The organism is Flavihumibacter solisilvae (genome assembly GCF_000814475.1).
Taxonomy (GTDB): Bacteria; Bacteroidota; Bacteroidia; order Chitinophagales; family Chitinophagaceae; genus Flavihumibacter; species Flavihumibacter solisilvae.
On the sequence record NZ_JSVC01000012.1, the window covers coordinates 1 to 13,934 of the forward strand.

The 13,934-nt window shown below is 46.8% G+C and carries 11 protein-coding genes; 7 read left to right on the top strand and 4 right to left on the bottom strand.

Annotation, left to right across the window (positions count from 1 at the left end):
- Positions 1–47: 47 nt before the first annotated feature.
- Genes OI18_RS25145 through OI18_RS11330 form a run of 4 tightly spaced genes read left to right on the top strand, consistent with a single transcriptional unit; the run spans position 48 to position 5,329 of the window.
- Positions 48–2,720: a cbb3-type cytochrome c oxidase subunit I gene (locus tag OI18_RS25145; RefSeq protein ID WP_072038989.1), complete on the top strand. Its 2,673-nt coding sequence runs from the start codon at positions 48–50 to the stop codon at positions 2,718–2,720.
- The gene (locus OI18_RS11320) at positions 2,704–3,156 is read left to right on the top strand and encodes an acyl-CoA thioesterase (RefSeq protein ID WP_039140007.1); all 453 of its coding nucleotides are present in this window, start codon (positions 2,704–2,706) and stop codon (positions 3,154–3,156) included. The genes OI18_RS25145 and OI18_RS11320 overlap by 17 nt, the downstream gene beginning before the upstream one ends.
- On the top strand, positions 3,153–3,584 hold the full coding sequence (locus tag OI18_RS11325) for a PNPOx family protein (protein ID WP_039139967.1): 432 nt from the start codon (positions 3,153–3,155) through the stop codon (positions 3,582–3,584). Before OI18_RS11320 ends, OI18_RS11325 begins: the two co-directional genes overlap by 4 nt.
- 5 nt (positions 3,585–3,589) lie before the next feature.
- On the top strand, positions 3,590–5,329 hold the full coding sequence (locus tag OI18_RS11330; RefSeq protein WP_039139969.1) for a hypothetical protein: 1,740 nt from the start codon (positions 3,590–3,592) through the stop codon (positions 5,327–5,329).
- Here OI18_RS11330 and OI18_RS11335 read toward each other — a convergent pair.
- Entirely contained in the window at positions 5,265–7,028 is a 1,764-nt protein-coding gene (locus OI18_RS11335) for a tetratricopeptide repeat protein (RefSeq protein WP_039139970.1), read from the bottom strand. The two genes, OI18_RS11330 and OI18_RS11335, sit on opposite strands and share 65 nt — an antisense overlap.
- A gap of 280 nt (positions 7,029–7,308) precedes the next feature.
- On the opposite strand from OI18_RS11335, the gene OI18_RS11340 reads away from it, so the two are divergent.
- The 3 genes from OI18_RS11340 (at position 7,309) to OI18_RS11350 (ending at position 9,737) form a co-directional block, all read left to right on the top strand.
- Entirely contained in the window at positions 7,309–7,494 is a 186-nt protein-coding gene (locus OI18_RS11340) for a hypothetical protein (RefSeq protein WP_039139971.1), read from the top strand.
- A 69-nt stretch (positions 7,495–7,563) separates the two neighbouring features.
- Positions 7,564–8,577, top strand: a complete 1,014-nt coding sequence (locus tag OI18_RS11345) for a redoxin domain-containing protein (RefSeq protein ID WP_052273116.1) — start codon at positions 7,564–7,566, stop codon at positions 8,575–8,577.
- A 98-nt stretch (positions 8,578–8,675) separates the two neighbouring features.
- A complete protein-coding gene (locus OI18_RS11350) occupies positions 8,676–9,737 on the top strand; it encodes an MBL fold metallo-hydrolase (protein ID WP_205410033.1) in 1,062 nt (353 codons plus the stop codon).
- 33 nt (positions 9,738–9,770) lie between these two features.
- Here the strand turns inward: OI18_RS11350 and OI18_RS11355 are convergent, their stop codons facing one another.
- From OI18_RS11355 to OI18_RS11365, 3 genes are all read right to left on the bottom strand, one after another.
- Positions 9,771–10,820, bottom strand: a complete 1,050-nt coding sequence (locus OI18_RS11355) for an alpha/beta fold hydrolase (RefSeq protein WP_039139972.1) — start codon at positions 10,818–10,820, stop codon at positions 9,771–9,773.
- 73 nt (positions 10,821–10,893) lie between these two features.
- On the bottom strand, positions 10,894–12,768 hold the full coding sequence (locus OI18_RS11360) for a family 20 glycosylhydrolase (RefSeq protein WP_039139973.1): 1,875 nt from the start codon (positions 12,766–12,768) through the stop codon (positions 10,894–10,896).
- The gene (locus OI18_RS11365) at positions 12,765–13,934 is read right to left on the bottom strand and encodes a sialidase family protein (RefSeq protein ID WP_205410034.1); all 1,170 of its coding nucleotides are present in this window, start codon (positions 13,932–13,934) and stop codon (positions 12,765–12,767) included. Before OI18_RS11365 ends, OI18_RS11360 begins: the two co-directional genes overlap by 4 nt.

The window sequence follows — 13,934 nt, forward strand, 5'->3', positions numbered from 1 at the left end:
GACAAATTTGTCCTTATTAGATATATTTGTCCCGTTAATACTGCTTTATGGCAAAATGGGACTTTATAACCTACCTCCTGAATCCACGTAACTGGGGCCTGCCCCTGCTGGTCATTTTTGTGATCAGCATCGCCGGGGTTACATTCACCGGCGTTCATACTTATACAGAAGCGCCTCCAATCCCCTCTTTCATTGCAGCAAACAATGAAACCATTTTTTCAAAGGAAGAGATCCTGGACGGACAGGCTGTTTTCCAGCGATATGCGCTGATGGAATATGGCAGCATGTTCGGGGATGGCGCCAATCGCGGCCCGGACTTCACTGCTGAAGCATTGCACTTTGTTACCGAAAGGATGAACGATTATTACAGGGCACGGATCAATAGAAATGTCAACTCCAGCCTGGTGGAGAAAGGAATACCTGAACAGGTAAAAGCGGAAATCAAGCTTAACAACTTTAAAGAATCAGCTAACACGGTAACCCTCTCCGATGCGCAGACCTTTGCTGCAAAGGAGCTTGTTGCATATTACCACCAGAAATTCACGGATTCCTCGTTCCCGGGAGCGTTCAGTCCAGCCGGATATATAACCGACTCTGCATCTCTAAGATCATTGTCAGCCTTCTTTTACTGGGGTTCCTGGGTGTGCGGAGTATCAAGGCCGGGAGAAAAATACAGCTATACGCACAACTGGCCCTATGATCCGGAAGCGGGCAACACGCCTGGTTCCGCAATCATTCTCTGGAGCATCATCGGATCGCTCGCATTGATCTTTGGACTGGGCATCGTACTTTATTATTATGGCAAACTGGAAAAGCTGGAAGACAGCTCCTACACCAAAAAGGCACAGCCTTTCATGTCGCGGGATGACGTCCGGAACTTCCGGCCCGCTGCCATCCAGAAAGCCACCTATAAATTCTTCTATACGGCCATCCTACTATTTACAGTGCAGGTGCTTGCTGGCGTACTGACTGTACATGATTTTGTTGGCTTTGTCAGGTTTTTCGGAGTGGATATTTCAGAGACGCTCCCCATCACCGTTACGCGCAGCTGGCATGTACAGTTATCCCTGTTATGGATCTCCGCGTGCTGGATAGGCGCTTCATTTTTTATGATGTCACTTATTTCCCCAAACCAGTCCAGGTCGCAGGTGACGCTGGTCAATACCGTTTTCTGGCTCACCGTTCTTCTTGTCGCGGGCTCATTTGCAGGTATGCTGCTGGGTCCCAATGGCGTGCTTGGGAACTACTGGTACTGGCTTGGAAACCAAGGGTGGGAATATGTGGAGCCGGGCAAACTCTGGCAGGTAATTTTGGGTATAGTATTCGTAATCTGGGCAATAATCATTTACCGCGGCATCCGGCCGGTAATGAAACTGAAACAACCCTGGGCCTTACCTAACTGGCTGGTATATGCGACCTTCAGCATCATCCTGTTGCTGGTTTCCGGTTTTATTGCAACACCGAAAACTAATTTCGTAATCGCTGATTTCTGGCGCTGGATGGTAGTGCATATGTGGGCTGAAGCATTCTTCGAAGTATTTACAACCGTGCTGATAGGATATTTCATGGTGGTAATGGGGCTCGTCAGCAGGAATGCCGCCATTCGCGTTATATACCTGGCCACGTTGTTGTTCCTGGGTTCGGGATTGCTGGGCATCTCCCACAACTTCTACTGGAACGCGAAACCGGTATTTACTATGGCACTTGGGTCCGTGTTCTCGACTTTGCAGGTTATCCCGTTGATTTTACTTACCGTGGAAGCCTGGCGATTCAGCAAGCTGCCGCGAACGCTCGAAAACGGGAACGGGACCAACGGTAATCCGACCAAAAAATTCGGTTTCCAGGAGGTGATCCTGTTTCTTGTAGCAGTCAATTTCTGGAACTTTTTCGGTGCCGGCGTACTTGGCTTCATCATCAATCTCCCCATTGCCAATTACTATGAACATGGCACTTATCTCACTGTTAATCATGGGCACGCCGCACTGATGGGCGTGTACGGCAACCTCGCCCTCGCCGCAATTTTATTTTGTTGCCAGTTACTGTTCAAAGCCGAAACGTGGAAGCCTAAACTGGTCAGGACCGCTTTCTGGTCTATCAATATAGGGCTGGTGCTGATGGTCCTGCTTGATCTCTTCCCTGCTGGCATCTGGCAATTCAACACAGTTACAGAACATGGATTATGGTATGCGAGGAGTCACAATTTTATTGAAAGCACCGGCTTCCAGGCACTAACCTGGCTGCGCATCATAGGTGGCTCACTGTTTACTGTTGGCGGGGTGATCCCATTGACATGGTTCATAGTCAGCAATAGAAAGGGCCTGAAAAAAGATGAGGCCCCTGTAGTTACACCACAGGCCGGCAAACCACTGGTTTACTCATGTTCCGGCTGTTCCAGCGCTGCGCAGATGGCCAATCATTTAGCCATCCAGATGGACCGCGACGGCATTGCAGAAATGTCGTGTATTGCCGGGGTTGGAGGCAATGTGAAGAAACTGGTGCGCACTGCGACTTCAGGCAGAAGGATCATCGTGATAGATGGTTGTCCGCTCGCCTGCTCCAAAGCCTGCCTTGCCAATCACAATATTGTTCCGGACCAGCATTTTGAGCTCACGGGCTTCGGAGTAAGTAAAAAACAACAGGAGGACTTTGATCCAGTACAGGCAGCTGAAATTTCAATATTGATACGGGAGAAACTAAAAACCTATGACAACAGTCTATAAACTTCCATCAGATTCTGCAACGATCAAAACAGAGGTGGTTTGTCCTACCGATGCCAATCCAATGGGTATGCTACTTGGGGGGCGGCTGGTGGAATGGATGGACATAGCCGCAGCAATTACTTCCCAGACACATTCAGGAAGGGTTTGTGTAACGGCATCGATCAACAAGGTCGATTTCATAGCTGCGGCGAATATCGGGGATATCATTTCTATCCAGGCGAAGGTGACAAGGGCTTTTGTTACCTCGATGGAAGTTGTAGTATATGCATACTCAAAAAAAGTACTGACGGGACAAAAGTACCTGGTCAGTGAAGCGTACTTCACTTTCGTCGCACTCGATGATTCAGGCAAAGCTACTGCAGTCATTCCGCTGAAGCCGGTAACCCAGGAAGAGAAAACAGATTACCATGAGGCATTGAAAAGAAAGCAGAGATGAACACAACGATAATTGGTTTCCTGGAACAGCAGACCTGTGCAACGATCTGCTGCATTGATGAACATAACGCGCCCTACTGCTTCAATTGTTTTTATGTATTTGAACCGGCAGAGGGCCTGATCTATTTCAAGTCTTCGGAGCACGCATACCATACTACATTAATTGAAGCCAACCCGGTTGTCGCCGGAACCATACTTCCGGACAAACTGAATAAGCTGGCGACCAAAGGAGTTCAGTGGCAGGGAGAAATCCTGGATGTCACTAATGCATTGGCGCTGGATGCTGATACTATTTACCATCGCCGTATCCAGATAGCACGCGCCATCAAGGGAAAAGTTTACACTATCCAGCTCAATGAAATCAAAATGACAGACAGCCACCTCGGGTTAACCAGGAAACACATGTGGACGAGGGACAAAGTAAAATAATCAACATGCATACATTTCATATCCCGGTAATGGGATTGGCTTACACGGTCGACAGCCCTATCAAGGTAGCCCGTTTCGGAATCTCTTCAGTGATCTCAATAGTTGAGGACAGGCTGCTCGAAATGATGAGAAAGCACTACTATCCTACTATCGGACAGGAGTATACTCCAATAACAGTGCTGGAAGAAAACTACAGGGAGAAAAGGATCACCGACTATCTCAACCTGGTGAATACCATTGTGGCATCACAGGTTGAGAAGCTGAGGAATGCCGCTTTTGAGAAAGGTTCAGAAATAGTAAAGTATTTCGAAATGCTGCCGGAGGGTAGCCTGGTGAAGAACCTATACCGGAAAATGATCAATACAACAAATGCCATTGAGAAACTTGACCTGCAGGCTTTCCTGCGGAAACAGGTAAAGCCCGGCAGCATTGATGTGAACATCATGACAAAAACGGTGGACCCGATTACTGCGCTGAAGGGCTATGTGAACTGCAACTTAAACTGTTCGTCCCTGGTATTTTCTGCGGGTATGGATCCAAAGCTTTACAATTACCTCGAGAGCTGCAACCAGTTTGATGCTGATGATGAAGGCAACTTCAACAAGAAAGTGATCGTAAAGGTCAGTGACTATCGGTCTGCGTTGGTACAGGGAAAATACCTGGCGAAAAAAGGGATCTGGGTGAGTGAGTTCAGAATTGAATCAGGATTGAATTGTGGTGGACACGCATTTGCAACAGAAGGATACCTTTTAGGGCCCATTCTTGAAGAATTCAAGCGCAACAGGAAAGAACTGGTAGCTGCTTTGTTTGAATTGTACAAAGCTGCTGTTTTGAGAAAGCAGGGAAGGGAACTTACCAATCCGCCGCTACTCAGGTATTCTGTACAGGGCGGTATTGGTACAACCGAAGAAGATAAGTTACTACGCAACCATTACCAGTTCAAAGGCACTGGTTGGGGTACTCCTTTCCTGCTGGTACCGGAAGCTACAACCGTAGATGAAACTACCTTGAAGCAATTGTGCAATGCGACACAAAAAGAAATAGTGCTTAGCAACAGTTCTCCCCTGGGCGCAAGGTTTCACTACCTGAAAGGCACCAGTGGTGAAGCCGAAAGATTGTCGCGCATCGCGAAAGACAGACCCGGTAGTCCATGCACAGAAAAACACCTTGCTTTCAATACTGAGTTTACTACAGAGCCGATCTGTACTGCTTCACACAAATACCAAAAATTAAAACTGGCACAATTGCAATCACTCAATTTGCCCGAAGCAGAATATGAAAGGCAGCGAAGCAGCGTGGTGGAAAAGGAATGTTTGTGTGTGGGACTTAGCAATTCAGCTGCAATCAAATATGAGGAAAAATTCGTCAGGACATTAACTGCGGTAACTATTTGTCCTGGTCCGAATATTGTCAACTTTTCCCGGGTCGTCTCGCTTCAAACGATGACAGATCATATCTATGGCCGCACTGATATCCTGACCAATTCCGGCAGGCCGCACATGTTCATTGCTGAGCTGCGCCTATATATCGCATACCTGAAGGAACAACTGGAGAATGATAGTTACTCGGACCAACTTTCAAAAAGAATGAAGTATTATTCAGCTTTTATCCAGAACCTGAGAGAAGGGATTGAGTATTACAGGAAAATGTCGAATACAATCACTGAGTCGCAGGAAAAGTTTATGGATGATCTGCGGGAAGCGTCAGTGGAGCTGGATCTTCTTTCTCTGAAAGAACTTCAATAGTCTTCCTTGCTTTAGCCAATCTGGCTTTCCGGTTTTTCTCGACAAGAGTATCGCTTGTCCATTTTTCCAACTTGTGATGCAGGGGCACCAGCATTGACGCAATGGCAGCCAGTGCCAGTAACATCAGGACAGGGGAATGCTGCGTCATTTTGTCAAGGTAAGGATGAAGCAGCAGGTTAATAAATTCAAATACAAGCAATAGTCCAACAACACCAAGAAACTTTATAACCGCTGCACTCGTAATAAAACTACGGCTTAACAAAAGAAAGAGGACAGTACCTGTAACCAACACAACTGCTATCAACAGGTACTGAATATTGCGATCCCTCGCGGCCGCATTCTCTGCCATTTCAGCTTTGACCTGTTGTTGCCGCAACTGTTCGTTCAGGGAAAGCATTTGCATGCGGCTGATTCTTTCACTGTTGAATAGGCTGTCCTGCAGAATCACCATTTTCTTCTGGTATTTGTAAGCACTATCGGAGTTCCGTTTACTGTCATACAGTGCCGAGAGCAGTTTGCTTGCTGCAATCTGGTATACAAGGAAGTTGTTCGCCTGGTCGAGATTATATCCTTTGGTGGCATAATAAATTGCAGAGTCTGATTCATTGTAACGATCGAAATGCTCAGCATATTCCAAATAACTTCTTGCCAGCAGTCTGAAGTTTTTTGCTTCCGTATTGAGCTGGAACGCCTTCCTGAAGTATTCAGTTGCCAGGGCTTCTTCTCCCCGCTTCGAATAAACAATGGCCAGTGTGGCTTCACCACCCCCGCTTCCATCCGGCCTGGTGAAAGGGTCGGGTGTTTTTTCCATCGCCATTTTTGCTGTAAGCCACTTTTGAACATAGTCATATGCAGAATCAAGGATATCTAGTTGTTCATACGATTTGCCTTTGTCCATAACCGCGCTGAAATATTCACTCCTGTCGGGTAAATCTTTTGACACTTCCTCCGCTCTGGTAAAATAACCGATTGCCTCCCGGTATTGGCCCTGGTTGCGATAAACCATTGCAATACCATTGTATGCCCTGGCCATCCAAAACGGATCATTCAACTTTTCCGCCTTCGCCAAAGCTTTAAAATTTGTCTCCAGGGAAGAAGGATAGTCGCCTGCCCACCACAGAAGGTAAGCCAGGTTGACCATGTCAAGAATCAGAATGTCTTCAGGAAACTGTCCCATATTCATGCGCGTAAGTCGTAACCCTTCGCGACCATAGTACAACATGGAATCGAGCATGCCCCCCTGCTTTGCCTTGTCTGCCCTTGCCCAGCAATCCTGCACCTGGAACAACTGCGTAGTTATGGCTTCGTACCTGCTTTCCTGCCGGATATTGTTTAACCCTTCATCGAACCTCAAACTGTCCCAGATAAATCCTGACCGCAGGGCCTTATCCAGGTAGTCCAAAGCGACTTTTTTACTATTCTTAAGTGAAAAAATACGACTGAGATCGTACAGGAAATAGGCATTACTGGTTTCGAACAAAGTCCGGTATTTCGGTTTGTCGGCAGCTTTCAGATGCTGGTATGTCCGTTCAAAGTCCTGGAGGATAGCAGCATATTTATCGGAATTTTGCGACTTTGAGACTTCCTCTAGCAGGGCGGCCTGTTGAAGAAAATAAGTTTTGAAATCAGGTTCTTCCTGGGCATTTGTGATGAACCCACAAATCAGTAGGCCGAAAATGAATATGACTTTGAAGAGCATGAGGCTTCCGGATAGCAGCTTGGTATAAATTTAATCATAATGGACTTCTTTAACAATACATTAGCCGCGAATCCTTTAAAATGACCGAACGGTCATTTATCTTTGTGCAAGATTAGTGAAGGCGGAGAAAGAATTAACAGGCAGGCAAAGGACTAAAAGTATTCAACAAAATCTGCCGCTCTTCACTATTTTTCTATCCAATATATGACCGAACGGTCTGTTATGCAGAATCTCCCGCCCGCAGTTCTTTTTCTCGTTTAATACATAAAATATTTTCAAAATGGAAAACAATAATAGAATTGAGGTCCTGCTGTTCTCAAATGTTTACCTCTCTTACTCTTACAAACAGGAATTTATCAACTGGTTTAGTGAAACCGTACAGGTGGTCTTAGGGCAACAGGAGAAAACCACTCCGAAGCTAACTGTTCCTCTATTACAGGAACTGCCCGGCATTTATATGTCATAATGAGCAGAAAAATCCGAACTTCCTTCTTTCAGGGTTAGGCTCCGTGATTGTTTCAGATAATACTATTATATGAAAACAATAATTGTTGCCGTTGCCATCGTGTTGGCCAGTAGTTATAAGCCTGCCAAACCCGAACCGTCCTTAAAGGGCGCGTCTGGATGGATCAATTCACAACCGCTGCAGCTAAAAGATCTGCGGGGGAAAGTGGTGCTGGTTGACTTCTGGACTTTTACCTGCATCAACTGGCGGCGTACAATGCCGTACATCCGCGAATGGGAGGCAAAGTACCGGAAGGCAGGACTTGTAGTAATAGGTGTACACACACCTGAATTTAACTTTGAATACGATACAGGAAATGTTAGCAAGGCAGTCAGGGAAATTAACATTGTTTACCCCGTTGCTCTTGACAACAACTACGAGATCTGGAATTCGTTTTCCAATCAATATTGGCCTGCCTTGTACCTTCTGGACGCGAAGGGAAAGCTCAGGTACCAGAATTTCGGGGAAAGTGATTACCTGGAAGCTGAAAGGATGATTCAACGGCTCTTAAAAGAAGTATCGAAAACCGACGCGTTCGAAGAACCAAAGGAAGTGCAGGGCACGGGCATTGAAGTTGCTGCCGATTGGGCCAACCTTGCCTCACCAGAAAACTTTCTTGGCTATGAACGCACCCAGGGATTTGCATCGCCGGGAGGAATACGCGCGGATAAGGCTGCACAATATATGTTTCCCCGTATGCTTAATCTTAATTATTGGGCGCTGTCGGGCCAATGGATCATCGGAAAGGAACATGCGCGTTCTGTCAATGCACATGGAGTAGTGAAGTATCGCTTTCATGCGCGTGACCTGCATATGATCATGGCACCATCTGCACCTGGTTCAACTGTCCGCTTTCGCATTCTGATAAACGGTAAGCCTCCCGGAGAAGCGCATGGTCTGGATACAGATGCCGATGGCAATGGAGTAGTAACCGGCCAGGGTATGTACCAACTGATCCGTCAGCCAGGCGCCATCTCCGACGCAGAATTTGAAATTGAATTTGAAGATGCCGGTGTGGATGTTTTCGATTTCACATTTGGTTAAGGCAATACGATTGTGACACAGGTCACACAGTTCAGCCCTTTCAACGTTCCATCTTTGTGAAGCATTTGAGCAATAACACAATCAAAAAAAACTTCACAATGAAACAGAACAAAACCGCATTTGTAAATGCAATATGGTTGAGTGCCATGGTCTTGCTTGGCGCTACCACCTACGGACAGACTTCATCCCAGCCGGTGCCAGGACTTCCATATTCCAACATGCCGCAAATTCCGACAATCGGACAGCGGATTTCCAAATACCAGCCAATAAATGAATCAGCCAAAGGACCTGCACTTGAACCCAACAAAGGCTATCGGCTGCAGAAACTGGGCCGCGATCTTTACATGATCACTGACAATGTGTACCAGTCGATGTTCATGGTTTATGACAAAGGCGTTGTTGTAGTGGATGCTCCCCCACCTTACGAGCAGTACATTAAAAAAGCCATAGCTGAAGTGACAGATAAACCAATAACCCACGTTGTATATAGTCATTCGCACACTGACCATATCGGTGGAACGAAGAACCTGGAACTGGGTAAAGACGTGGCCATCATTGCCCACGACGAGACAAAACGATTACTGCAACGGGCGAAGGATCCGAACCGTCCTGTTCCGACCATCACATTCAGCGATAAATATCTCCTGAAAGCCGGCAACCAGACACTGGAGTTGTCATACCATGGGAATGGGCACGAACCCGGGAATATATTCATCTACGCCCCTGAACAAAAAACGCTGATGGTTGTAGATGTCGTTTTCCCTGGCTGGATGCCCTGGCGCAGGTTTGCGGTATCACAGGATGTTCCCGGATACTTCGCGCAGGTTGAAGAGATCAATTCAATGAAATGGGAAACACTGGTATCCGGTCACGTGCAACGAACTGGTTCGCACGCTGACGTCGCTCTTCAACTTGAGTTCATGAATGACCTGAAACGTGAAGCGCTCAAAGCATTACAATCAACGAAACCAGGTGAAGAAATAGATGAAGCTGATAAAAATAACGCCTGGGCGCTCTTCGACAATTACATCGACCGGGTTGCCATCCAGATCGTAAATGCGCTGACACCAAAGTGGTCTACAAAGCTCGCTGCCTTTGATGTCTACATCTGGGACCAGGCTTATGCAATGGAACAGAGTCTACGGATCGATCAACAATAATTTTAAGAAAGCAGGATTTAACATCCTGCTTTTTTAATAACTATCAACTTCGATCACGGCATCAGCAAAGGCTTTCGGAGCTTCCTGCGGCAGGTTGTGGCCAATACCACCTGTGATTGTTTTGTGATTATACTTCCCGGTAAATTTCTTTGCATATGAACCTTCAGGCGGATGCGGGGCTCCGTTCGCATCACCTTCAAGGGTAATACTGGGCACGGTGATCAACGGAGTTTCTGCCAAGCGCGCTTCCAGTTCATCATATTTCTTCTCCCCTTCTGCCAGTCCAAGCCGCCAACGATAATTATGAATCACAATGCTGACATGATCCGGATTGTTAAATGCAGCAGCACTACGTGTAAACGTGCTGTCATCGAAATTCCATTTTGGTGAGGCGATCTGCCAGATGAGTTTAGCAAATTCGCCTGTATACTTTTCATAACCGGCTTTTCCTCTTTCAGTTGCAAAATAGTACTGGTACCACCATTGCAATTCTGCAGAAGGCACCAAAGGAATATTGGCTTGTTTCCTGTTGGCAACCAGGTAACCACTTACGGACACCATGGCCTTTACCCTTTCCGGCCAAAGGATGGCAATTATGTTTGCGGTGCGGGCACCCCAGTCACAACCACCAACAATCGCTTTCCTGATTTTGAGTGCATCCATCAAAGCGATAATATCGGCAGCCAGCGCCGATTGTTGGCCATTGCGAATTGTTTCACTGGAAAGAAAACCGGTACTGCCATATCCCCGCAGGTAGGGTACAATTACCCTGTACCCTTTCGACACCAAAACAGGAGTAACATCAACATAAGTATGAATATCGTAGGGCCAGCCATGTAAGAGTAACACAACCGGGCCGTTAGCAGGTCCTTCCTCGGCGTAACCGACATTCAATACACCTGCATTAACCTGTTTGATTGCGGAGAACGAATTTTTTGTTGTTTCCGTAGACGGTTTTGTTTCGGAATTCGAATCGTGGTCAGGCAACGGATCAAGGCTGATCAATGCCAGTTCGGAGCCCGCAAGCAACTTAGCCGAGTTCAGCAAAAAATTGCGTCTGCCATATTTGGGATGTGCCGCCATATCTTTCTTGCTTAATGATTAAAGGAAGAATCCTGCGGCAAAGTTAACCCATACAATTTCAGTGATCCCCGACTTATTGCAGCGGAACAAAAGTAAACATCCATTTCACCGGATTCTGCCAGTCGCGGCCCTTGAAAGATCCAATTGGCAGCTTTATCCTCACGGTGTTCCATCCTTTCCTGAAAGGTACCAGTGCAGGATCCCGGTATTCATAACCTTCATCAATAAGTGGTGTTTCGGGGTTCCCTTTCATTCCACCCTGTTTCCAGTTTGGAGCGTTAACCGGGTTGTCATTCACCCAGATGGCAGAGTTTTTCTCATCCCATTGTCCAAGGGGTGGAGAATCGGTAGCTGGTGAACGGGAAAGATTATTGAAGCCGATCCAACAGGGCATAATTTTAGCCTCGTCGGACCAGAATCTTGAAGTTGCGTACCAGGTTGTATTTTCCTTCGCACAAGACAGCTGTCCCTGGACCAGCGGTGCCCACCAATGGCGCAGGATGATTGTACCTCCATAAACAGTGGAATCTTTACAACCGGCTTCATGCGGGCCCTCCAATTTCCATTCAATTGCAGCCTGCTGCCGGTATGGGAATGGCACATTTTTGAAGTAGGTCTCCTGGTGATCGGCCAGGCGTTTCTCGAAAGCTGCAAATTCCTGATACTCGCGACTACCTGGATTGCCTATTACCGTTGTCCATTGTCGCGAGCCACCGCCCCGCCAGCTTCTTTCAGCGAAAGCGAGAAGTCCCGGATAAACCGGATTCATGGTAAGAATATCCTGTTCCCTGTTCACCCTGCGATCGTGCCACACGCACAATATGGCGCCTTTATGACGGCTGTCGCCAGATTGCTTTCCCGCGAGCTCCCGGTGAAATATGGTGACCACAGATTCAAGCGGATCCATATGATTGAGATACAGGTGGCGGGAATCAATAAGAGTTGCATTCGTATCTGCAGGCTCTTCAGCCATCCACAATTGCCTGTACGTTTGGGCATCAAGGTTACCCCCGGGACTCCAGCCAATAGTTTCTATTCCCTTTGAATGAATGTAGGACGAAAGGGTTGGAATAAAATCCGGATTAACGATTTTCACCTCATCGCCACCAATGTGAATGAATTCAAGGTCGTAAGTATCTATGATCTCCCCCATTATCTCTTTCATGATCCGGATACCATCTTCCGTCTGCATATCAGTTTTCATGGCCCGGCGAAAAGCTCCGCTGTGTCCCGGCATATCAATCTCAGGTACCAGTGTTATATATCTTTCTTTACAATACTGAATGAGATCCTTCATTTCATCGGTGGAATAAAATAATCCCTTGTCGCGCTCCATATTTCCGGGTGCGGTCAGCTGCGGATACTTTTTTATCTGCAAACGCCAGGCAATGTCTTCCGTCAGGTGAAAATGAAAGATGTTCATTTTATAAGCAGCCATCACATCGATCTGCTGTTTGAGCATGCTTACTGATTGGAAATTTCTTGCGGCGTCTGTCATGAATCCACGCCATTCGAAAGCGGGGTAATCAGCGATCTCACAGGCGCTGGCGGACTTACCATCGACTAACAATTGCAATAGTGTACGGGTGCCATTGAAAATACCATGTTGATTCTCCGCTGTCACCACAATACCATTTTTATCTACACGCAACATGTATGCTTCCTCTACAGAAGGAAGACCCGTAGTTTGTTTCTGTAAAGTGATGAACTTTCCGCTGCGTTCTCCAGGCATGACTAATGGCAGCTTGTGACCGAACTTCCCGATTTCCGACTGAAGGCGTTTTGCTTCTTTCAGCAAAATCGTATCTGTGACCGCAATGCCTTTACAATGTTCCAGTGAAAAAGAATCCTGGTGCCACTGGATACTGCGAGGATAAGGTATCAATGAAACCTGTGCTGTACTCATCAAAAAACTACAAATACCGGCGATAAAAAAGAGTACTCTCATTTCCACTTTATGTTTTTGAAGACGATCTTACTGTAGTTGTCATTTTCGAACAGAACGCCTATTTCATTTTTGGAAATGCTGATGATATCTGAGTATGCGGCGTAATCTTTCGCACCAGTTGGCGACTTTGCAACGGTGATGTTTTTCTTCCAGGTGTTGCCATCGTCATAGCTGATCCGCAGGGTGAGGTTGTCCCTTTTCTTTTCATCTGCAGCGTTACAAAAAGCGAGAACACTTTTCCTTTTGCCATTGTCTATATTCAGGATACTTCCCTGGCAAACAGGATCCGGAAGATTCCGGTCGAAGTAAGTCGTGTCCCAACTTTGTCCGCCATTGGAACTCGTGGCCACGATCCGCGACCGCACATCACCTTTCTGGTTACGGATATTCATGATGAGACGACCATCAGAAGCAACTGCAGCCATAGCTTCATTACCGCCTTCAAATGAAACATCTTCTGAAAGCTGGAATGTTTTACCATGGTCGTCGGTGTAAAAACCATGCGCCTTGTAATCGGAAAATTGTTTCTGCGGATCTCCCGCATTATGATTGGCGGCTACATAGATCCGGCCCTTGTATTTCCCGGAACTGAACTGGAGGGCATGACCCGGAGTATTGGCATAACTGCGCCAGTCCTTAGCACTATTATATGCGGAATTGAATGAAGGTTGTTTGGGATGGTGAACCTGTGTAGTAATGTTCACTGGATCTGACCAGGTGTTACCGCCATCAGTGGAAGTCTTGTACCATACTTCCCGCACGCCACGTCCTTTGCGCACTTCACCTTCATGATTGTTGCCGGTGTTGTAAAACAGGAAGATCCGCCCGGATGGATACAAAGGGTCAGTGTAATCAACGACAGGTGCAGGGTTGCCCGCCTGTAATGTATCGTAGTCCACAACAGTCTCCATCCTTCCCCAGGTCCTGCCTTTATCGGTTGATTTTTTCAGCACAATATTAATATCGCCGAAATCGCCGGCGCCATGCACGCGACCTTCACAGAAGGCAAGCAGGGTTCCGTTCCTGAGTCCAATGACAGCCGGGATCCGGTAACTTTTATGTCCTTCGTTACCGGAAACAAATACAGCAGTTCCTTCCTGCTGGGAGTGGGCAGCAAATACAGTTGCGACAAGCATCAAAATCAATACGGCACGCTTCATCATCAT

Bases quoted from the DNA above. Each gene is read 5' to 3' on its own strand.
- OI18_RS11325 (WP_039139967.1), top strand. From the start codon at position 3,153: ATGAACACAACGATAATTGGTTTCCTGGAACAGCAGACCTGTGCAACG.
- OI18_RS11340 (WP_039139971.1), top strand. From the start codon at position 7,309: ATGGAAAACAATAATAGAATTGAGGTCCTGCTGTTCTCAAATGTTTAC.
- OI18_RS11360 (WP_039139973.1), bottom strand. From the start codon at position 12,768: ATGAGAGTACTCTTTTTTATCGCCGGTATTTGTAGTTTTTTGATGAGT.
- OI18_RS11345 (WP_052273116.1), top strand. From the start codon at position 7,564: ATGAAAACAATAATTGTTGCCGTTGCCATCGTGTTGGCCAGTAGTTAT.
- OI18_RS11335 (WP_039139970.1), bottom strand. From the start codon at position 7,028: ATGCTCTTCAAAGTCATATTCATTTTCGGCCTACTGATTTGTGGGTTC.
- OI18_RS25145 (WP_072038989.1), top strand. From the start codon at position 48: ATGGCAAAATGGGACTTTATAACCTACCTCCTGAATCCACGTAACTGG.
- OI18_RS11355 (WP_039139972.1), bottom strand. From the start codon at position 10,820: ATGGCGGCACATCCCAAATATGGCAGACGCAATTTTTTGCTGAACTCG.
- OI18_RS11320 (WP_039140007.1), top strand. From the start codon at position 2,704: ATGACAACAGTCTATAAACTTCCATCAGATTCTGCAACGATCAAAACA.
- OI18_RS11365 (WP_205410034.1), bottom strand. From the start codon at position 13,934: ATGATGATGAAGCGTGCCGTATTGATTTTGATGCTTGTCGCAACTGTA.
- OI18_RS11330 (WP_039139969.1), top strand. From the start codon at position 3,590: ATGCATACATTTCATATCCCGGTAATGGGATTGGCTTACACGGTCGAC.
- OI18_RS11350 (WP_205410033.1), top strand. From the start codon at position 8,676: ATGAAACAGAACAAAACCGCATTTGTAAATGCAATATGGTTGAGTGCC.